Consider the following 19,584-nt stretch of genomic DNA (forward strand, 5'->3'; position numbering starts at 1 on the left):
TTCCCGTACGGCTCCGACACGGCTCCAAGACGGCTCCGCCGTGACCGATCAGCCTTCCCACGCCCGGCGTTCGGCCTCGCGCGGGGACTCGACGACGGCCGGGAGGCCCGGGCCGAAGGTCATCACCGGGCGGGCCGGGTCCCACGGACGCCAGCCCGGGTCGCCGGTGGCCGCGAACGACACCCAGGCCGCGTGCATCGCCTCCGCCAGGTCCCGGGGCGCGTCCGGACCGGTCAGCGCCCGCGTCTCCGGCACGTCGAGCGTGTCGAAGACGAAGCCGAGTTCCAGCGCGTGGCAGGCGCCGAGGCCGAGGACGGGGGAGCGCCAGCCGAACTCGTACACGTACGTGCCGGAGTCCGCCCCCGGCCGCTGCCGCCGGCGCGCGTCGGCGACCCGGTAGAGGGGGAGTCTCATCAGCTTGTCCGTGACGATCGCGCCCAGTACCTCGCCGGGCTTCTCGTCCGGGCGTCCCGCGCGGTACACCCGCGCCGTCCGCCCCGGGACCTTCGCCTTCCGCAGGACGTACCGCTGCGCGAGGCGGCCGATCCGGTCGGTGAGACCGCCCGGCACGAACCAGAGCCGGTACTCCTCCGAGGTCGTCCCGAGCAGCAGGTCCACCTCCGCCGACGCGCCGGCGTCGAGCGCCTCCACCGGGTCGCGCGGCACCACCTCGCCGTCCACCGCCACCTGGAACGACGGACCGTCCGTCAGCGGCGATCCCTCCGCGGTCGCCTCCGTCTGCGCCGCGAGCAGCCGCTCCGGGTCCACGCCCGCGAAGGCCTCCGCCGTCGCCGGTACGCCGAGGACGGCGGCCACCGCCTCCGTGGTCCCGCGGGCCGCGTCGAGCGGCAGCGCGGCCGGCGGCCCGCTCTGGAGCACGGCCCGCCGGAACAGGCCCTCCGCGAGGGGCGACGTCAGGAGGGCGGCGATCGAGATCGCGCCCGCCGACTCGCCGAAGACCGTCACCCGCTCCGGATCGCCGCCGAAGGACGCGATGTTCTCGCGTACCCACGTGAGCGCGGCGATCTGGTCCCGGAGGCCGAGGTTGGCGGGGGCGTCGGGGAAGACCCCGAACCCCTCCACCCCCAGCCGGTAGTTGAGCGAGACGAGGACGACGCCGTCGCGGGCGAAGGTCGTGCCGTCGTAGACCGGGACCGCCGAGGAGCCGTGGAGCAGCGAGCCGCCGTGGATCCACACCATGACCGGACGGCCGCCCGGGTCGCGTTCCCACGGCGCCCACACGTTGAGGTTGAGGCAGCCGTCCCCGGGGACGTCGGGGTCGGGCAGGAGCGCGGCGAGCGGCGGCGCGTACGGGCGCTTCGGCGCCGTCGGACCGAACGCCGTCGCCTCCCGCACGCCCTCCCAGGGCCCGACCGGTTCCGGTGCGCGGAACCGCAACCGGCCCACGGGGGCCTGCGCGTAGGGCACGCCGAGGAAAGCGGCCACGCCGTCGCGGAGCGTGCCGCGCAGCGCGCCCGACGGGGTGCGGACCTCCGCCGCCGTGCTCGTCGATCCGTCCGTCGTCATCGGTTCAGCCCTCCGTCGGTACGTCGTGGGTGGCGGCGGTGCCGGTGCTGCCGGCGTTTCCGGCGCTTCCGGTGCTTCCGGGGAGGGCCGTTCCCGTCGTCAGGGCGCGCTTCAGGACCTTGCCCGTCGGCCCCAGGGGCAGGGCGTCCACGAAGCGGACGATCCTGGGGTACTTGTGGCGGCCGAGCCGCTCCCCGGCCCACTCGACGAGCTCCCCCTCGGTCAGCGGCGCCGAGCCCTCCCTGCGGACCACCACCGCGCAGACCTCCTCGCCCCTGGCGGCGTCGGGGACGCCGATCACCGCGACCTCCGAGACCGAGGGGTGGCGGACGAGCACCTCCTCGACCTCGCGCGGGTAGATGTTGAACCCACCCCTGATCACGAGGTCCTTCTTCCGGTCCACGATCCGCAGGAAGCCCCCGTCCTCCTCCAGGACGCCCAGGTCGCCCGTGCGGAACCAGCCGTCCACGACCGCGGCGGCGGTCGCCTCCGGGTCGTCGAGGTATCCCGCGAAGACGTTGTGGCCCCGCACCACCACCTCACCCACCTCCCCGTGGGCCAGCAACACGATCTCCCGTTCCACGGCGGCGTCCGCGACGCCCACTTCCACGCCCCACACGGGGTGCCCGACCGTACCGGGCCGGCGGCCCAGGTGGGACTGGTTGAACGTGGCGACCGGCGAGGTCTCGGTCAGTCCGTACCCTTCGAGCACCTGGGTGCGGAACGTCTCCTCGAACCGTTCCAGGACGGCGACCGGCAGCGCCGCCCCGCCCGAGACGGCGACGCGCAGGGCCGCGGGGCGGCGGTCGGAGCCCGCGGCCGCCTCCACGAGCGCGTGGTACATGGTCGGCACGCCCATGAAGACCGTCACGCCCTCGTCGGCGAGCACGTCGAGGGCGGCCGGGCCGCTGAACCGGGGCATGAGCACGAGCGTCGCGCCCGCGCGGAGCGTCCCGTTCATCGCGCAGGTCTGCCCGTAACTGTGGAAGAGCGGCAGGCAGCCGAGGACGACGTCGTCCGCGCCGATGCCGAGCAGGTCCCGCGAGGTCACGGACGCGTTCATGACGATGTTGAGGTGGGTCAGGAGGGCGCCCTTCGGACGGCCCGTCGTCCCGCTCGTGTAGAGCACCACCGCGATGTCCTGCGGAGCGGCGGGCTCCGCGGCCGGCAGGGGCTCCGCCGCCGTGGGCGCGCCCTGGAACGCCCGGACCCCGGCCGCCCGCGCGGCCTCGTCCGCCACCGTCCACAGCGGCCCGCCGCTCACGATGCCGACCGCGCCGCTGTGCTCCAGGACGTACCGCACCTCGTCCGCGACGAGCAGCGCGTGGACCGGGACGACGGTCGCCCCCGCCGCGAGGGCGCCGTAGTAGACGCGCAGGAACTCCGTCGTGTTCGGGAGCAGGACGGCCAGCCGGTCGCCCGGCTTCACGCCCGCCGCCCGCAGCCCGGCGGCGCAGCGCAGGGCCTCCGTCCACAGCTCCCGGTAGGTGAGCCGGGCCGCGCCCTCGACGACCGCGATCCGGTCGGGGAAATGGCGGGCGGACTCGCCCAGGACGGCGGCGACGCTCAGGGACATGACACGCTCCAGGGAGGGGCACACGGACGAGCAGGGGACAGGGGGACGGCGCACACCGTTCCGACCCGGCCCAGAATCCGCCGCACCCGCCGCCCGACGCCATGTGCAGATGCCCACCATGCGGTGCCCCGAGCTGGGCAGCGGCCACCCCGTCCCGCCCGGCCCGTGGCATTCGCCAAAAACCGGGGCTACCGTGCGGCACATGACGCACCGACCGGCCGCCGCGTCACCCTCCGACGGCGGCCCCACGCCCCTCGGCACCGCCACCGGCACCACTCACGGCACCGCCACCGTCACCGGCACCACTCACGGCACCGGCACCGCCACCGCCGTCGGCACCGACACCGGTTCCGCCGCCCTGCGGCGCGCCCTCGCCACCGCACTGCGCGCCGACGTCGACCGGCTCACGGACCGGGCCGTCGACGACATCCGCGCCCACTCCGGTACGTACGCCTCCGGAGCGCCCGTCACCCGCCGGGACCTCTGGGAGATCTGCCGCGACAACCTGCTGCGCGCCCTGGAGGACTTCGGCGGCCTCGCCCCGACCGGCGGGGACCTGGAGGGAGCGGCCCGCGTGACCGGCCGCCGCCGCGCCGAGCAGGGCGTCCCCCTCGACACCGTCCTCCAGGCCTACCGGCGCGGCGGCCGGGTCCTCTGGCAGGTCATGGCCGAACACCTCAGGGCCAGGGCCGGCCGCGAGGCCGACAGCAGGGACCTGGAACTCGACATGGCCGGCGGGGTCTGGGAGACCATCGACCGGTACTCCGTCGCCATGGCCGACGAGTACCGGCTCGCCCAACTGGAGCTCCAGAGCCGCCGGGACACCCGGCGCGTCGCCCTCTTCGAGGCGCTCCTCGACGGCCGCGCCGACGACCCCGCCGTGGCCACGGCGGCCGCCGCCGCGCTCGGCGTCCCGGCCATGGACCGGTACGTCGTCGTGGTCGCCGCCCAGGACCCGGCCGCCCCTCCGCACCTCGCGCCCGTCCTGGAGACCCGCGGGATGTGGTCGTTCTGGCGCCCGCGGGCCGGCCGGTACGCCGGCATCGTCCGCCTGCCCCGCCGCGGCACCACCGCCGCCGCCCGGGGAGCCGCCACGAGCCGCGGACCCGCTCCCGGCCGGGACCCCGGCGCCGCCCGGCAGGGCGCGGGGGGTGCCGGAGGCGGGGAGGCCGGGGGCTCCGGCGGCGTCCGGCAGGGGTTCGGCGGGGTCGGCGGTTCCTGCGGGGTCGGCGGGTCCGCCGAGTCCGACGCCCTCCGGGACGTCCTGCGCGAGCTGACCGGTGCCACCGCCGGGATCTCCCCGGAGTTCGAACGGCTCTCCGACGCCGGCCGCGCCCTGCGGCTCGCCGAGCAGACCCTCCGTACCCTCCCGGCGGGCAGCGGCGAGGCCGCCGTCTTCGACGAGCGGCTCGCCGAGGTGCTCCTCGGCGGACGCCCCGACATCGCCGAGCGGATCGTCACCGTCCACCTCGGCCCCGTCCTCGCCACCGGCGGCGAACGGACCGCCCTCCTCACCACGCTCCGCGTCTGGCTCGACCACGGCTGCTCGGCCGCCCGGGCCGCCGAACTCCTCTACTGCCACCGCAACACCGTCCTCAACCGCATCGGCCGCGTCGCCGAGCTCACCGGCCGCTCCAGCGAGTGCGGAGAGGCCCGCCTCGGCTGGGCGCTCGCGCTCCGCGCGCTGCCCTTCGCAGGTCAGGACGGGACGGGCGGCGGCGTCCCCGAACCGGCCGCCGGGGAGTACGGGCCGGACGGAACGTAGGCTGGCGGGATGCAGGAGCAGTACCGCACCCTGGCCCGCGAGGGCGTGCACGAGACCGAGATCAACCGCTCGCGCTTCCTCTGCGCGCTCGCGCCCGTCGCCGACGAGGCCGAGGCGCAGGAGTTCGTCGCGCGCGTCCGCAGGGAGCACCCGACCGCCACCCACAACTGCTTCGCGTACGTGCTCGGCGCCGACGCCTCCGTGCAGAAGGCCAGCGACGACGGCGAACCGGGCGGCACCGCGGGCGTCCCGATGCTCCAGATGCTCCTGCGCCGTGAGATGCGTTACGTCGCCGCCGTCGTGACCCGCTACTACGGCGGCGTGAAGCTCGGCGCGGGCGGGCTGATCCGGGCGTACGGCGGTGTCGTCGGCGAGGCGCTCGACGAGCTCGGCACGATCACCCGGCAGCGGTTCAGGCTCGCCACCGTCACCGTCGACCACCAGCGCGCGGGCAAGCTGGAGAACGACCTGCGGGCCACCGGGCGCGCCGTCCGCGACGTGCGGTACGCCGAGGCCGTCACGATCGAGATCGGCCTCCCGGACGCCGACGTCCCCGCCTTCCGCGCCTGGCTCGCCGACGCGACGGCGGGCACGGCGACCTTCGAGCCCGGCGGAGAGGCGTACGGCGACGCGTGAGGGACAGCGGTCTCGCGTCGCGCGCCGGCTCGGTGTCGTATGGCCCCGCTCACACCCCCGCTCGGGATAGCGTGGACGGCGCACACGGCACCGGAGCGCGTGGGCGCAGGACGGGAATCACGCGGCGAGGAGCGGCACACATGCGGGGTGGGACGGCATCGTGAGGCTCCTGCACACCTCGGACTGGCACCTCGGCCGGTCCTTCCACCGCGTCCCGCTCCTCGAAGCCCAGGCCGCCTTCCTCGACCACCTCGTGGACACCGTCCACGCCCACCGGGTGGACGCCGTCCTCGTCGCCGGTGACGTCTACGACCGTGCCGTGCCGCCCCTCACCGCCGTCGAGCTCTTCGACACCGCTCTGCACCGCCTCGCCGAGGCCGGCGTGCCCACCGTCATGATCTCCGGCAACCACGACTCGGCCCGCCGCCTCGGCGTCGGCGCCGGGCTCATCGGACGGGCCGGCATCCACCTCCGTACCGACCCCGCCGGCATCGGGACGCCCGTCGTCCTCGCCGACGACCACGGCGACGTCGCCCTGTACGGGCTGCCGTACCTCGAACCCGCCCTCGTCCGCGACCAGCTCGGCGCGACGAAGGGCGGCCACGAGGCCGTCCTCACCGCGGCCATGGACCGCGTCCGCGCCGACCTCGCCACCCGGCCCGACGGCACCCGCTCCGTCGTCCTCGCCCACGCCTTCGTCGCCGGCGGCTCGGCCAGCGACAGCGAGCGGGACATCACCGTCGGCGGCGTCGCGGCCGTGCCGGCCGGGGTCTTCGACGGCGTCGACTACGTCGCCCTCGGCCACCTCCACGGCAGCCAGACCCTCACCCCGCGCGTCCGCTACTCCGGCTCGCCCCTCGCGTACTCCTTCTCCGAGACCGACCACCGCAAGACGATGTGGCTGGTCGACCTGGGCCCGGCGGCGCCCGACGGCGCGCTCACCGAGGCCGTACGCCTCGACTGCCCCGTCCCGCGCCCCCTCGCCCGCCTCCGGGGACGACTCGACGACCTCCTCGCCGACCCCGCGCTCACGCCCCACGAGCAGTCCTGGGTCGAGGCCACGCTCACCGACCCCGTACGCCCCACGGAACCCATGGCCCGGCTCGCCGAACGCTTCCCGCACGCGCTCCACCTCGTCTTCGACCCCGAGCGCGCCCCGAGCGACCCCGCCGCCTCCTACGCCCAGCGGCTGCGGGACCGCAGCGACCAGCAGATCGCGGAGGACTTCGTGGCCCACGTCCGCGGCGGCACGGGACTCGACGCGGCCGAACGGGCCGTGCTCCAGGGCGCCTTCGAGGACGTCCGCGTCCAGACGGCCGCACGCGAGGGGGACCGATGAGGCTGCACCGCCTGGAGATCACCGCGTTCGGCCCCTTCGGCACCGGGCAGACCGTCGACTTCGACGCCCTGTCCTCCGCCGGCCTCTTCCTCCTCCACGGGCCGACCGGCGCGGGCAAGACCTCCGTCCTCGACGCCGTCTGCTTCGCGCTGTACGGGAGCGTGCCCGGCGAGCGGCAGAACCCCGGCACCTCCCTGCGCAGCGACCACGCCCCGGTCGGCACGTCCACGGAGGTCGTCCTCGACCTCACCGTGGGGGAACGCCGACTGGAGATCACCCGGCGGCCCGCCCAGCAGCGGCCCAAGAAGCGCGGCACCGGGTTCACCACGGAGAAGGCCCAGTCCTGGCTGCGCGAGTACGACGCCGAGACCGGCGAATGGACCGGTCTCAGCCGCTCCCACCAGGAGATCGGCGAGGAGATCACCCAGCTCGTCGGCATGAGCCGCGAGCAGTTCTGCCAGGTCGTCCTGCTCCCGCAGGGCGACTTCGCCGCCTTCCTCCGCGCCGACGCCGAGAAGCGGGGCAAACTCCTCGGGCGGCTCTTCGACACCCGCCGCTTCGCCGCCGTCGAGGAACGCCTCGCCGACCTCCGGCGCGCCGCCGAGCAGCAGGTACGGGAAGGGGACGAGCGGCTGCTCGCCCTCGCCCAGCGCATGGCACAGGCCGCCGGCGGCCTCGACGCGGCCCGTACCCCCGCCGAGGGGCGCCCCGGCGAGCCCGGAGTCGCCGACACCGTCCTCACCTGGGCCGCCGTGGCCCGCACCGAGGCGGCCGAGACGCTCGACATCGCCGCCGAGCGGTACGCGGCCGCCGAGGCGCGCGAGGCGGGCGCGGCGAGCGCGGTCGACGCGGAGAAGGCGCTCGCCGACCGCCAGGCCCGGTACGCCGACGCGCTCCGGCGCCGCGAACGGCTCACCGCCACCGCCCCCGAGCGCGACCGCCACCAGGCCGCCCTCGACACCTCCCTCAAGGCCGAGCGCGTCGTACCTGCGCTCGACCTGCGCCAGGACGCCGAGCGCGAGCACGCCACCGCCCGCGCGGCCCGCGCGCGTGCCCTCGCGCTGCTCCCCGCCGAGCTCGCCGACGCGGAGGCCGAACAGCTCTCCGCCCTCGAATACCGGCTGCGCGCCGAACTCGGCGGCCTCACCTCGGCCCGCCGCGCCGAGCGCCGCGCCGTGGCCGTCGCCGAGGAACGGGCCGTCCTGGCCCGGGAGGCCCGCGCCGACGAGGACGCCCTCCAGGACGCGGCCGCCTGGCTCACCGACTGGGAGGCACGGCGGACCGCGCTCGCCGAGCGCGTCGAGGCCGCGACGGACGCCGCCACCCGCGCCGAGCACCTCGCCGGCCGCCTGGAACCCGCCCGGCGCCGCCTCGCGGCGGCCCGCCGCCGCGACGCGCTGGCGGCCGACACCACGGCCGCCGAGGGGCGGCTCGCTGCCGCCCGCGAGCGGCGGAACACCGCCCACGAGGCCTGGCTGGACGTCAAGTCCCGCCGCCTGCGGGGGATCGCGGCCGAGCTCGCCGCCACGCTGACGCACGGGGAGGCCTGCCAGGTCTGCGGCTCCACCGCCCACCCGGCCCCCGCCCGCACCACCGCCGACCACGTCGACCGCGCCACGGAGGAGGCGGCGCACGAGGCCTACAGCCGCGCCGACGAGTCCCGCGCCGCCGCCGAACGCGAGCTGGCCGTCACCCGCGAGGCCTGGTCGGCCGCCAGGGCCGAGGTCCTGAGCGCGAGCCGGGCCGACGACACCAGCGGACACCGGCCGGACGGCGACCCCACCGTCGCCGACCTCGCCCGTGAGGTCGACGAGCTCACCCGGCTGCACGCCGAGGCCCACGCCCTCGCCTCCCGGACGCACAGCGCCCGGGAGGCGCTCGCGCGGGCCGAGCGGGAGCACGAGGGGCGGGTCGGCGCGCAGCGCGAGGCCGAGCGCCGGGTGGCCGCCCGCACCTCGCGCCGCGAGGCCCTGGAGGCCGAGCAGGCCGGGCTCGACGAGGAACTCTCCCTCGGGCGCGGCACGTTCGGCAGCGTGGCCGAGCACGCCACCTCCCTGGAGCGCCGCATCGCCCTCCTGCTCGACGCCGCCGGAGCCGTACGCACCGCCGAACTCGCCGCCCAGCGGCTGAAGGAGGCCGACGGCCGGCTCGCCGACGTCGCCTACCGCGAGGGTTTCACCACCCCCGACGAGGCCCGCGCCGCCCTCCTCCCCGTCGCCGAACGGCGCGCGTTCCAGGAGCGCGTGGACGCCTGGCGCGCCGAGTCGGCGGCCGTCGCGGACCGGCTCGCCGAACCCGGCGCCGCCGAGGCCGCCGCGCTCCCGCCCGCCGACCCGCGGGCCGCGGAGGCGGCCCGTGCCGCGGCCGCGGAGGCCCTGCGCCGGGCGGCCTCCGGACTGTCCGCCGCCCGGGACCGGGTCGGCGAACTCGCGGGCCTCTCCCGCCAGGCCGCCACCGAGGTCCACCGGCTCGGACCGCTCCGCGAGGAGTACGACCGGGTGGCCCGGCTGGCCGCCCTCACGGCCGGGACCTCCGCCGAGAACGACCTCAGGATGCGCCTGGAGTCGTACGTGCTGGCCGCCCGCCTCGAACAGGTCGCCGCCGCCGCGACCGCCCGCCTCCAGCTGATGTCCTCCGGCCGCTACACGCTGGTCCACTCCGACGCCCGCGCCGGCGGCAAGCGGGCCGGTCTCGGCCTGCACGTCGTCGACGCCTGGACGGGCAACGAGCGCGACACCGCGACGCTCTCGGGCGGCGAGACCTTCTTCGCCTCCCTGGCGCTCGCCCTGGGCCTCGCCGACGTCGTCACCGACGAGGCCGGCGGGGTCAGGCTCGACACGCTCTTCATCGACGAGGGCTTCGGCAGCCTCGACGAGGAGACGCTCGACGAGGTCCTCGACGTCCTGGACTCGCTGCGCGAGCGCGACCGCAGCGTCGGCATCGTCAGCCACGTCGGCGACCTGCGCCGCCGCATCCCCGCCCAGCTGGAGGTCGTCAAGGCCCGGCAGGGCTCCGCGGTACGGCTCCGTACCGGCGGCGAGGGGCTCAGCGGCTGATCGAACGCCGGGGCAGCGGCGAGGAGTAGACGACGCTCGTCGTCACCGAGCCGAGCGTGGCGATCTTCCCGGAGACCTGCTCCAGGTGCTTCATCGACCGGGCCGCGACCTTGAGGACGAAGCAGTCGTCGCCGGTGACGTGGTGCGCCTCCAGGACCTCGGGCGTGGTGTCGAGGAGGTCGTGGAACGGCTTGTAGTTGCCGTGCGGGTACCGCAGCCGGACGAACGCCAGGATGGGGAGCCCCAGGCGGTCCTGGTCGACGACCGCCGTGTACCCGGTGATCACCCCGGCGTCCTCCAGCCGGCGCACCCGCTCGGTCACCGCGGACGGCGACATCGAGACGGCGCGGGCGAGCTCGGCGAAGCTGGCGCGCCCCTCCCGCTGGAGCGCTTCGAGGATCCGCCAGTCGGTGGCGTCCGGAGTGTATTCGGTGGTCATACGGTCGAGAATGCAGGGAAATCCCCGGCCGATCAAGGGAAAGGCCGGGGATTCTCGTCACGCGGAACGGTGTGGCGCGTGTGCCCTCAGAGGCGCGAGATCTCTTCCACCAGGTCGTCGAGACCCAGCGGCCCCTGCGACAGCGCCGCCATGTGCCAGGCCTTCGCGTCGAACGCGTCGCCGTGCGCCGCCCGCGCGTTCTCCCGGCCGAGCAGCCAGGCGCGCTCGCCCAGCTTGTAGCCGATCGCCTGACCCGGCATCGAGAGGTAGCGGGTCATCTCGCTCTCCACGAACGCCGCCGGACGGCTGCTGTGCAGCTGGAAGAACTCCTGGGCGAGCTCCGGGGTCCACCGCTCGCCGGGGTGGAACGGCGAGTCCGCGGGGATCTCCAGGCCCAGGTGCATGCCGATGTCGACGATCACCCGGCACGCGCGCATCATCTGGCCGTCGAGGTAGCCGAGGCGCCGTTCCGCGTCGGGCAGGAAGCCCAGCTCGTCCATGAGGCGCTCGGCGTACAGCGCCCAGCCCTCCAGGTTGGCGCTCACCTTGCCGATGGTCGCCTGGTAGCGGGAGAGCCGGTCCGCGACGTGCACCCACTGCGCCACCTGGAGGTGGTGGCCGGGCACGCCCTCGTGGTACCAGGTGGAGACCAGGTCGTACACGGGGAAGCGGGTCGTGCCGTCCACGGGCAGCCAGGTGCGGCCGGGCCGGCTGAAGTCCTCGGACGGGCCCGTGTAGTACGGCGCCGCGGCGCCACCGGGCGGGGCGATGCGGGACTCCACCCGCCGTACGCGCTCGGCCAGTTCGAAGTGGGTGCCGTCGAGCGCCTCGATGGCCTCGTCCATGAGCTCCTGGAGCCAGACGCGGATCTCCTCGACGCCCTCGATGTGCGTGCCGTGCTCGTCGAGGTGGGCGAGCGCCTCCCAGGGCCCGGCGCCGGGCAGGATCCGCTCGGCCTCGGTGCGCATCTCGCCGAGGAGGCGGTGGTACTCGGACCAGCCGTACGCGTACGCCTGGTCGAGGTCCAGGTCCGTGCCGTTGAAGTAGCGCGTCCAGCGTTGGTAGCGCTCGCGGCCCACCGTGTCCGGGGCGTCGGCGACGGCGGGGGCGTACACGTCCCGCATCCAGTCCCGCAGCTCCGCGACGGCCGCGGTGGCGCCCTTCGCCGCCACGGCCAGCTCGTCGCGGAGCTCCGCGGGCAGCGTGTCGGGGCCGGAGGCGGCGAACTGCTCGAACCAGCCGGGGCCTTCGCCGTCCGCGCCCGCCCACTCGGTGAGCTGGCCGACGAAGGTCGCGGTGGGGCGGGGCCCGCCGAGGAGTCCGCGCTCCAGGCCGAGGGCGAGCGAGGAGCGGTACCCCTCCAGGGCGTCGGGGACGGCCCGCAGCCGGGCGGCGACCGCCGTCCAGTCCTCCTCGGTCTCGGTCGGCATCATGGTGAAGACGATCCGCACGCTGTGGGCGGGCGAACGCATGTTGCTGACCGTGCGCAGGCTCTCGTGGGCGTCGTGCACGGCGAGTTCGGCGGTGAGGCGCTCGCGCAGCAGACGGGCGCAGCGGCGCTCGGCGTCGCTGTCGGCGCCGGGCACGGCCTCCGCCGCGTCGAGGGCCGCGAGCGTCCGCCGCGAGAGGTCGGCCACGGCCTTCAGGCCGGCCGGCGAGAAGTCGGGCAGCAGGCCGGCGCTCTCCTTGACTCCCAGGTACGTACCGGTGATCGGGTCGAGGGCGATGAGTGCGTCGACGTGGGCGTCGGCGAGCTGGCGGGGCAGCAGGCTGCTGGAAGTCTCTGGCATGGGGGCCATCCTGACGCTTCGAAAGGGCCGCGTCATCTTCGTCCGGTCTCAGTCGGCTGACAAGGAGGGGCCGTGGGCGGGCGGAAGGAGCGGCCCGCACTCCCACTGCTGGAAGATCAGCCGGGTCTCGACGCGGGCCACCTCGCGGCGCGAGGTGAACTCGTCGAGGACGAGTCTCTGCAGGTCAGCGGGGTCGGCCACGGCCACGTGCACCAAGTAGTCGTCGGGTCCCGTGAGATGGAACAGGGCCCGGGACTCGGGCAGGGCGCGGATCCGGTCGACGAACGGACCGATCAGTTCCCGCCGGTGGGGGCGTACCTGGACCAGCAGGAGCGCCTCCAGGCCGCGTCCGAGTTTGGCCGGATCCAGTCGTAGCTGGTGGCCCAGGATCACACCGGTGCGGCGCAGCCGCGCGACCCGGTCGAGGCAGGTCGAGGGGGCTACGCCCACCTCGGCGGCGAGCTCGCGGTAGGTGGTCCGGGCGTCGTTCTGCAGGAGGCGAAGAATGTGCAGATCGACCGCGTCCAGTACGACAGAATCGGCCATTCGCCGAACGTAGCACGGCATCTTGCCGCTACCTTCCGGTAGACGTTCACAGTGCCGCCATGGACGCCATGGACCGCGACCTCTCGGCCACCCCGAGGGCGCTCGCCACCGAAGCCGTGCACGCCGGACGCGAGGACCTCGCCGGTCTCGGAGTGCACGCCCCGCCGCTCGACCTGTCCACCACCTACCCCTCGTACGACGCCAGGGCCGAGGCGGCCCGCATCGACGAGTTCGCCACCACCGGCGCCCGTCCCGAGGGCCCGCCGGTCTACTCCCGGCTCGACAACCCGACCGTGGCCCGCTTCGAGGACGCCCTCGCCCGACTGGAGGGCGCCGAAGCGGCCGTGGCCTTCGCGAGCGGCATGGCGGCGCTGACCGCCGTCCTCCTCGCCCGCGCGAGCCAGGGCCTGCGGCACGTCGTGGCGGTCCGCCCGCTGTACGGGTGCAGCGACCACCTGCTCGACACGGGGCTGCTCGGCACCGAGGTGACCTGGACCGACCCGGCGGGCGTCGCCGACGCGATCCGCCCCGACACGGGCCTCGTCATGGTCGAGTCGCCGGCGAACCCGACGCTCGCCGAGGCCGACATCCGGGCCCTCGCCCACTCCTGCGGCACCGTGCCGCTGCTCGTCGACAACACCTTCGCCACGCCGGTCCTCCAGAGGCCGGTCGAGCAGGGCGCGCGGATCGTGCTGCACAGCGCGACCAAGTACCTGGGCGGGCACGGCGACGTCATGGGCGGTGTCGTGGCCTGTGACGAGGAGTTCGCCCGTACGCTCCGGCAGATTCGTTTCGCCACCGGCGGCGTCCTGCACCCGCTCGCCGGATACCTGCTGCTGCGGGGCCTCTCCACCCTTCCGGTACGGGTGAGGGCGGCGTCCGCCACGGCGGCGGAGCTCGTCAGGCGGCTCACCACCGACCCCCGCGTCGCCCGCGTCCACTACCCGCGGATCGGCGGTGCGATGATCGCCTTCGAGGTCTTCGGGGACCCGCACGAGGTGATCGCCGGAGTGCGGCTGATCACCCCGGCGGTGAGCCTCGGCAGCGTCGACACGCTCATCCAGCACCCGGCCTCCATCAGCCACCGCATCGTGGCCGAGGGCGACCGGCGCTCGGCGGGCGTCAGCGACCGGCTCCTGCGGATGTCGGTCGGCCTGGAGGACGTCGAGGACCTGTGGCGCGACCTCACGCAGGCGCTCAGCGCTCCGCCCGCCGCACCTCTCCGTGAGGCAGGGACGGGGACGGGGCCGGCGCTGCGGTCAGTCGTGCGGTGATCACGAGGGTGCCCTCCTCGATCTGGTAGTCGAGGGGCAGGCTGAGCGCGCGCATGGCGGCCACCATCCCGGTGTTGGACGCCTGCGTGACCGCGTACACGCTCGCGCAGCCGGCCTCCTCCGCGAGTGCCACGAGCCGGTGGAGGAGCTCGGAGCCGATGCCGCGCCGCTGCCAGTCGTCCTCGACCATGAGGGCGACCTCGGTCTCGTCGCCGTCCCACAGCAGGTGGCCGAGGGCGACGAGCCGGCCCGAGGCCGTCTGGACGGCGAGCGTGCGGCCGAAGCGGGGGCTCAGCAGGTGGTCGAGGTACCGGTCGGCGTCGCCGACCGGGCCGTGGTAGCGCAGGCCGAGGGTGCGGGCCGAGCAGCGGTCGTGCATGGCCCGCGCGGCGGGCAGGTCGCGCTGGTCGGCGCGGCGGACGGTGATCTCGTTGCCCTCGGGCAGGGTGAGGACGTCCCGGCTGCGGGGGAGGCGCGGGCCGAGGCGGGCGTCCAGCTCGACGAGGGCGCGGGCCCGGGCGAACTCGGTCGGCGTGAAGGGGAGGTACGGCCGCTCGACGATGAGCGTGCCGCCGTGCGGGTCGCGCAGCCGCATCACGGTCTCCTCCAGGACCCCTTCGACGGGGGCCTGTTCGCCGAGCGGCCGGCCGGTCAGGGAGAGGGCCGGTACGGAGTGGAGGGTGCAGCGGCCGAGGAGCTGGCGCAGCGCGAGCGGCAGTTCGGCCGCGTCGAGCGCCGTGCGGGTGGCCAGGCCGAGGACACGGGTGGGGGTGTCCACCAGGTCGTGGGCGTCGGCCCGCTCGGTCCAGGTGTCGCGGCCGCCGGCGGCCGCGGTCTCCCGGGCGAGGTCCTGGGCGGAGAGCTCGACGGGGGCGCGGAGCAGGAACTCGTCGACGGTGCCCCGGGCGAGCGGATGGGTCTGGAGGGTGAGGATGTCCACGCCCAGGCGGGCGAGGACCGTGCAGAGCGCGGCGAGGCTGCCCGGGGTGTCCTGGACGGTGGTCCGCATCCGCCAGAGCGTGGTCTCACCGCTGGGCGCCCCCGGCTCGTCGGGAGCGGTCCCGGTCCCGGTGGCGGGCACGGTCACGGTCACGGTCACGGGGGCGGGGGCCGTCCGCCCGCCGGTATCGACGGCGGGCGGCGCATGGCTGTGCCGCCGGGCCCACCAGGTGTGGAAGGTCGCGGTGGCGACCAGGGCGACGGCCGAGAACACCAGGAGGTAGGGGCCGTCGGGCCCCTTGACGATGCTCTTGGCGATCGTGTCGGCCACCACCACGGCCGTGAACAGGGCGGCGAGCTCGATCAGGTCGTGCCGCCAGTGGTGCGGACGGCGGACGCTCTTCGAAGACGTGACATCGGTCATGCCCTCACTGTGACCCAGCGGTGTTGCGTGATCACGAACGCTTTGTGACTGACGGGTTAAGCGCCCGGCTGGCGGCTTAACGACCGATTCAGGCCACTTCTGTCGGAGTTTGACCGGCCCCCTGTCGAAGTGCGCCAAGGAGCCTCCTGGCCTGCGTGACGAGCTGCGAGGAACCCCGCCGCGCGGCGACCGCGGCGAGCCCGTCGACGTCGTCCCCGGCCCCGCACCGCTCCACGCAGTCGGCCGCCACCGCGAGGACCTCGCCGAGACCGCGTACCGGCGTCGCGGCGCCGAGGAGCCCGGGCAGCGTCGCCGCGAGGACCGCCCACACCGTCCCGTACGCCCCCGTCACCGCCGCCGTCCTGGCCGCGTCCGCCAACCGGTTCGCCTTGACCGAACCCTCCGCGAGCAGCCACGCCAGCTCCCCGCCGAGCCGCGCCGCGTCCAGCTCCCCGCGTGCCGCGAGCACGAGCACGGCGTCCACCGCCCGCAGCCGGTCGTCGGCGTCCACGCAGCCCAGGCCGAGCGCCAGCGCCAGGTGGACGGCCGGACCCACCGGGCCCTCGGCCTCGGCCAGGGCCGTCAGGGGCTCGGTGACACCGCGCATGTCTCCGACCGCGCCGTACGCCAGCGACGGAAGCAGACAGGCCGCCAGCACCTCGCGGTCGGCGGGGAGCACCGAGAACCACAGCGCCCCCGCGTGCTTCCCGTGACGGCAGCGGCGCGGCGTCGGGTCCATGGCGCCGAACAGCCACCGGAACGACGGAGGGAACTCCGCGCGCAGCTCGGGCCGCGCGCCGAACTCCACGCCGATCCGGCTCGTCAGCCAGTACGACCGCTGGGCCTGGTCCTCGTCCCTGTCCGAGACACGGTGCCGGGCCGCCACCGGCGCCGCCGCCCGCAACCAGGAGGCGAGCCGGCCTCCGGCCGAGGTGCGGAGCGCCGCCGCATCGTCGGCCGCGGAGTCCGCCGACGGCGCGGTCCGCGCGACCCTGAGCAGGGCCTGCGCGAAGTCGTTCGGAGCGGGCTCCACACCCGCGTTTTGGTAGTCCCGCAGCCGCTCCACCAGGACCGACGGGTCGATCGTCCCCGTCGAAAGGGTCGGTGCGGCGAGCAGGCACGGCAGCGCGCCGGTGCCGACCAGCTCGGATGCCTCCCACAGCCGGGCCTCGGTCACCACCGACAGGGCCCCGCCGAGGCAGTCGGCCTCCACGGGTCCCATCCTGCGGCCGAGGTCGCCGCGGGCAGGGTCGAGGACGCCGAGCAGACCGGCGAGCACCGCCTCCAGGCCCCGGGGCTCGTAGGCGAAGTAGTACGGCTCGTCCCGCCACCTTTCCCACGGGAACGCCGCCCGCACCGCCTCCGCCACCGCTTCCCGGTCCTGATGCGCGAACCGCACCAGACCGTCGAGCGCCCGCTCGAACGCCACCGGGTCCTCTGCGAGCCCCCGCGCAGCCGCCTCCGCCACGGCCTCCTCGACGGTCCCCGCCGGGGCCGCCACCCGCTGGGGCTCCGGCACGGGCGGCAAGATCTCCTCGTACGGTCCCGACGCCTCCGATTCCAGCGCGGAGCCGAACAGCCGCTCAGCCGTCTGCCGATGCGCCGCGCTGAGCAGCCCGGCGGCCTCGGCGAGCTCGCGCCGCACCCCAGGGTCCACGGCGGACAGATGACGGGCCACCAGTTGGAGGGCCCGTTCCTGCACGTCCGTGTCCTCGTTGCCGAAGGCCTCCGTCACGGCCGGAAGCAGGGCGTCCGCCGCGCCGGGCTCGCGCGCGAGCACCGTGCCGACCAGGGCGAGCTGGGCCCGGAGGAGCTTCTTCTCCGTACGGAACAGCACCCCGGACGTCATCTCCGCGAGAGCCCCGACCGGCAGCGTCCCCGCCGCGGCGAGTCCCGTCAGGAGCTCCTGGGCGTAACCGGCGACGATCGAGGGCGTGTCCGCCGCGATCCCGACCCATTCGGGGATCCGCGCCCCCACCTCCTCCGCCTCCGGCGCGAGCAGCCGGACGATCTCCAGCGGGACGCGCAGGTTGCGGATCGGCCCGCCGCGCAGCAGCCGGGACACGCACACGTCGAGGATCCGCTTCCGGTCCAGGGTCCCGTCCGCGACGAGCGCCACCAGCACCGTGGGCCAGTGCCGCTCCGGGCGTCGGCCGGCCTTCCGGGTCAGGCGCTCCGGCGGCTCCGCCATCCCGAGCGCGTGCGCGACCAGGTCCGGCGTCTGCGGGTCGGCCCGCAGCCGCTCGGCGAGCCGGTCGTCGGTCAGGTGCCGGGTCCAGCCGGTGACGTACCCGTCGGTGGGCGCGACCGCGTATCCGGAACGGACCACGAGGCCGTGGACGAGCTCGTACCGGTTCTCCGCCACGACCCGCCTTCCCGCGAGCCGCTCCGCCAGGTCCGCCGCCCACTCGGGGGTGACCTCGCCGAGCGCCGCGAGCGCATGCGGCCCGTCGGTCTCCCACATCAGCAGGTCGCGCGCGCCGAGCCAGCTCGCCGCGGCCGCCGGTGTCGTCAGACACCCGGCCCCCGCCACGTACAGCGCGCTGCAGATCTTGTGCGGGTGGTGGGGCGGCGTCGTCCACTTCCCCGCCTTCACCTCGGCGCGCAGCGCCTTGAGCCGGGTGAGCGCCGCCTTGCGACCGGTGGCGTCCAGCGGTCCGAGGAGCGCGGGCACCTCGGCGGTCCGGCCTTCGAGGACGGCGGCGAGCAGCGCCTCGACGCCGTCCTCCGGACCGCCCGCGGCCTCCGCCCGTACTCCGGACTCCACCCGTACTCCGGCCCCCGCGACGTCACCCGTCGCCGCCCCGTCCGTCCCCGCCATGCTCGCGCCCGCCCCGTCCGTCCCCGCCATGCTCGCGCCCGTCACGTTCGTCCCCGTCCCCATGTCGTCGTTCATGCCGTCCCCGCCCCTCCCGCTCCCGTCGCTCCCCGTCGCGCCATCCGGACCGCGAGCGCGTGCTTGCACGGGCCCCGGCGGCCCCGGTGGTCTGCCCACCACTGGCAGGTGCAGGCGAGCACCCCGTCCGACTCCCGCACGCGGTGGCGGCGTTCGCCCGAGGCCACCGTGGCGAGGTCCCCGGCCAGTTCCACGGCGCCCTCGGCGACCAGCCGGCGGGCGTTCACCAGGCGGGGGTTGTGCCGTTCGGCGCGGTCGGCGGCGTAGGGGAGTTCGCGGTGGAACCAGGCCGCGTCGGCCGGGTCGTACCCCACCCGGCCCGCCGTGCCCAGCCGTGTCAGGGCGGCGCGCACGCGCGGCACCGGCAGGCCGGACCGCTCGGCGAGCTCCGCCGGTTCGACGCGCGGTTCCCAGGCGAGGAGCAGCGCGAGGAGTTCGGCGTCCCCCGCCGCCTCCTCGGTGGCCAGGGCCTCCAGGACCCCGCCCTCGCCGGAGAAGCCCCGCGCCGGGTCGGGCGACAGCGTCATCGTGAGCCGCATGCCGGGCAGGCCGACCTCCCACGCGCTCGCCGTCGCCAGGGTGCCGTCCGGCACCGGGCCGTACACCCGCAGCCCCGTCGCGTGCCGCAGGACCCGCTCCAGTGCCGCGAGCCGCGCGGGGCCGGGGAGGCAGACGGCTCCGGGCCCCGGCCGGGGCGTCGGGCGCAGTGCGCGGCCGGACGGAACGACCCACAGGGGTCCGCGCCCCTGCCCGCGCGGCAGCGTCCGCAGGAAGCGGACGGCCTCCGCCCCGGTCAGCTCCGCCCGCAGGTCGAACCGGGCCGTGACCACCTGCGCCTCGGCGAAGCCCCGCAGCCACCGGTCGGGCAGCGGGACCCGCTTCTCCACGACCGAGCCGTCGAGCGTGGTCACCGCCAGCTCGTCGGGGCCGACCCGCAGATGGAGGGGATCGTCCCCGGTCATCCGCGAGAGGGCCTCGCGGAGCGGGTCGTTGACGTCGACGTTGGTCGTGCCGTGTCCCGTCTCCGTACCGCCGAGTCCCTCGTCGAGGACGTCCAGGCGCGCGTACACCCCGCCGCAGCCCGAGAAGGACTCGAACCGCAGCCGGTCCCCGCTCCCCGTCACCACCGGGTCGAGCGAGCCGGCGGCCGTCCGCCGGTCGTACCGGGCCGCGGCCACGTCGGCGACCGCGAGCAGCCCGCGCGCGGCGGCCTGCGGGGCGGCCAGGAAGCCGGAGAAGAAGCGGGGACGGGCCTCGGCCCCCCAAGGGGTGAGGCCCCCCGCCGTCTCCAGACCCAGCACCCGGCCGGAGTCCGTGGACTCCAGTGCGGAACGGCGCGCGTAAGCGAGCGCCTGTACGGATGGCGTCATGGAGAAG

At 75.6% G+C, this 19,584-nt stretch carries 13 protein-coding genes; 5 read left to right on the forward strand and 8 right to left on the reverse strand.

Annotated features, from left to right (window positions below):
* Positions 1-48 precede the first annotated feature (48 nt).
* Together AB0G79_RS20340 and AB0G79_RS20345 are read right to left on the reverse strand one after the other, a co-directional pair.
* Entirely contained in the window at positions 49-1,527 is a 1,479-nt protein-coding gene (locus AB0G79_RS20340; protein WP_360808269.1) for a carboxylesterase family protein, read from the reverse strand.
* Between the two features lie 4 nt (positions 1,528-1,531).
* Positions 1,532-3,103: a long-chain fatty acid--CoA ligase gene (locus AB0G79_RS20345; protein ID WP_360808271.1), complete on the reverse strand. Its 1,572-nt coding sequence runs from the start codon at positions 3,101-3,103 to the stop codon at positions 1,532-1,534.
* A gap of 202 nt (positions 3,104-3,305) precedes the next feature.
* On the opposite strand from AB0G79_RS20345, the gene AB0G79_RS20350 reads away from it, so the two are divergent.
* The 4 genes from AB0G79_RS20350 (at position 3,306) to AB0G79_RS20365 (ending at position 9,899) form a co-directional block, all read left to right on the forward strand.
* Positions 3,306-4,868 carry a helix-turn-helix domain-containing protein gene (locus AB0G79_RS20350; RefSeq protein WP_360808273.1) on the forward strand — a complete coding sequence of 521 codons (1,563 nt, stop codon included), beginning with the start codon at positions 3,306-3,308 and terminating at the stop codon, positions 4,866-4,868.
* Between the two features lie 9 nt (positions 4,869-4,877).
* Entirely contained in the window at positions 4,878-5,504 is a 627-nt protein-coding gene (locus AB0G79_RS20355; protein ID WP_360808275.1) for a YigZ family protein, read from the forward strand.
* Between the two features lie 160 nt (positions 5,505-5,664).
* Positions 5,665-6,843: an exonuclease SbcCD subunit D gene (locus AB0G79_RS20360; protein WP_360808277.1), complete on the forward strand. Its 1,179-nt coding sequence runs from the start codon at positions 5,665-5,667 to the stop codon at positions 6,841-6,843.
* Complete coding sequence (locus tag AB0G79_RS20365; protein ID WP_360808279.1) at positions 6,840-9,899, forward strand: SMC family ATPase; 3,060 nt, start codon at positions 6,840-6,842, stop codon at positions 9,897-9,899. Before AB0G79_RS20360 ends, AB0G79_RS20365 begins: the two co-directional genes overlap by 4 nt.
* Here the strand turns inward: AB0G79_RS20365 and AB0G79_RS20370 are convergent.
* The 3 genes from AB0G79_RS20370 to AB0G79_RS20380 all read right to left on the reverse strand — a co-directional run bounded on the left by AB0G79_RS20370 (position 9,889) and on the right by AB0G79_RS20380 (position 12,674).
* Positions 9,889-10,338, reverse strand: a complete 450-nt coding sequence (locus AB0G79_RS20370) for an Lrp/AsnC family transcriptional regulator (RefSeq protein WP_360808281.1) — start codon at positions 10,336-10,338, stop codon at positions 9,889-9,891. The two genes, AB0G79_RS20365 and AB0G79_RS20370, sit on opposite strands and share 11 nt — an antisense overlap.
* An 86-nt stretch (positions 10,339-10,424) precedes the next feature.
* Positions 10,425-12,128 (reverse strand): DUF885 domain-containing protein, encoded by a 1,704-nt coding sequence (locus AB0G79_RS20375; RefSeq protein ID WP_360808283.1) that lies wholly within the window; start codon positions 12,126-12,128, stop codon positions 10,425-10,427.
* A 48-nt stretch (positions 12,129-12,176) separates the two neighbouring features.
* A complete protein-coding gene (locus AB0G79_RS20380) occupies positions 12,177-12,674 on the reverse strand; it encodes an Lrp/AsnC family transcriptional regulator (RefSeq protein WP_360808285.1) in 498 nt (165 codons plus the stop codon).
* 68 nt (positions 12,675-12,742) lie between these two features.
* Between AB0G79_RS20380 and AB0G79_RS20385 the strand changes: the two genes are divergently transcribed.
* Positions 12,743-13,948, forward strand: a complete 1,206-nt coding sequence (locus tag AB0G79_RS20385; protein WP_360808384.1) for a PLP-dependent transferase — start codon at positions 12,743-12,745, stop codon at positions 13,946-13,948.
* On the opposite strand, the gene AB0G79_RS20390 is transcribed toward AB0G79_RS20385, so the two are convergent.
* From AB0G79_RS20390 to AB0G79_RS20400, 3 genes are all read right to left on the reverse strand, one after another.
* Positions 13,872-15,311, reverse strand: a complete 1,440-nt coding sequence (locus tag AB0G79_RS20390) for a GNAT family N-acetyltransferase (RefSeq protein WP_360808287.1) — start codon at positions 15,309-15,311, stop codon at positions 13,872-13,874. The genes AB0G79_RS20385 and AB0G79_RS20390 overlap by 77 nt on opposite strands.
* Positions 15,312-15,399: 88 nt before the next feature.
* The gene (locus AB0G79_RS20395) at positions 15,400-18,207 is read right to left on the reverse strand and encodes a DUF6493 family protein (RefSeq protein WP_360808289.1); all 2,808 of its coding nucleotides are present in this window, start codon (positions 18,205-18,207) and stop codon (positions 15,400-15,402) included.
* On the reverse strand, positions 18,204-19,577 hold the full coding sequence (locus tag AB0G79_RS20400) for an SWIM zinc finger family protein (protein ID WP_360808291.1): 1,374 nt from the start codon (positions 19,575-19,577) through the stop codon (positions 18,204-18,206). Before AB0G79_RS20400 ends, AB0G79_RS20395 begins: the two co-directional genes overlap by 4 nt.
* Positions 19,578-19,584 lie beyond the last annotated feature (7 nt).

This window comes from Streptomyces sp. NPDC020807, assembly GCF_040641575.1.
GTDB lineage: Bacteria > Actinomycetota > Actinomycetes > Streptomycetales > Streptomycetaceae > Streptomyces.

Excerpts from the sequence above, each read along its gene's own strand:
- AB0G79_RS20340 (WP_360808269.1), bottom strand. The coding sequence starts at position 1,527 with ATGACGACGGACGGATCGACGAGCACGGCGGCGGAGGTCCGCACCCCG.
- AB0G79_RS20345 (WP_360808271.1), bottom strand. The coding sequence starts at position 3,103 with ATGTCCCTGAGCGTCGCCGCCGTCCTGGGCGAGTCCGCCCGCCATTTC.
- AB0G79_RS20350 (WP_360808273.1), top strand. The coding sequence starts at position 3,306 with ATGACGCACCGACCGGCCGCCGCGTCACCCTCCGACGGCGGCCCCACG.
- AB0G79_RS20355 (WP_360808275.1), top strand. The coding sequence starts at position 4,878 with ATGCAGGAGCAGTACCGCACCCTGGCCCGCGAGGGCGTGCACGAGACC.
- AB0G79_RS20365 (WP_360808279.1), top strand. The coding sequence starts at position 6,840 with ATGAGGCTGCACCGCCTGGAGATCACCGCGTTCGGCCCCTTCGGCACC.
- AB0G79_RS20370 (WP_360808281.1), bottom strand. The coding sequence starts at position 10,338 with ATGACCACCGAATACACTCCGGACGCCACCGACTGGCGGATCCTCGAA.
- AB0G79_RS20375 (WP_360808283.1), bottom strand. The coding sequence starts at position 12,128 with ATGCCAGAGACTTCCAGCAGCCTGCTGCCCCGCCAGCTCGCCGACGCC.
- AB0G79_RS20380 (WP_360808285.1), bottom strand. The coding sequence starts at position 12,674 with ATGGCCGATTCTGTCGTACTGGACGCGGTCGATCTGCACATTCTTCGC.
- AB0G79_RS20385 (WP_360808384.1), top strand. The coding sequence starts at position 12,743 with ATGGACCGCGACCTCTCGGCCACCCCGAGGGCGCTCGCCACCGAAGCC.
- AB0G79_RS20390 (WP_360808287.1), bottom strand. The coding sequence starts at position 15,311 with ATGACCGATGTCACGTCTTCGAAGAGCGTCCGCCGTCCGCACCACTGG.
- AB0G79_RS20395 (WP_360808289.1), bottom strand. The coding sequence starts at position 18,207 with ATGAACGACGACATGGGGACGGGGACGAACGTGACGGGCGCGAGCATG.
- AB0G79_RS20400 (WP_360808291.1), bottom strand. The coding sequence starts at position 19,577 with ATGACGCCATCCGTACAGGCGCTCGCTTACGCGCGCCGTTCCGCACTG.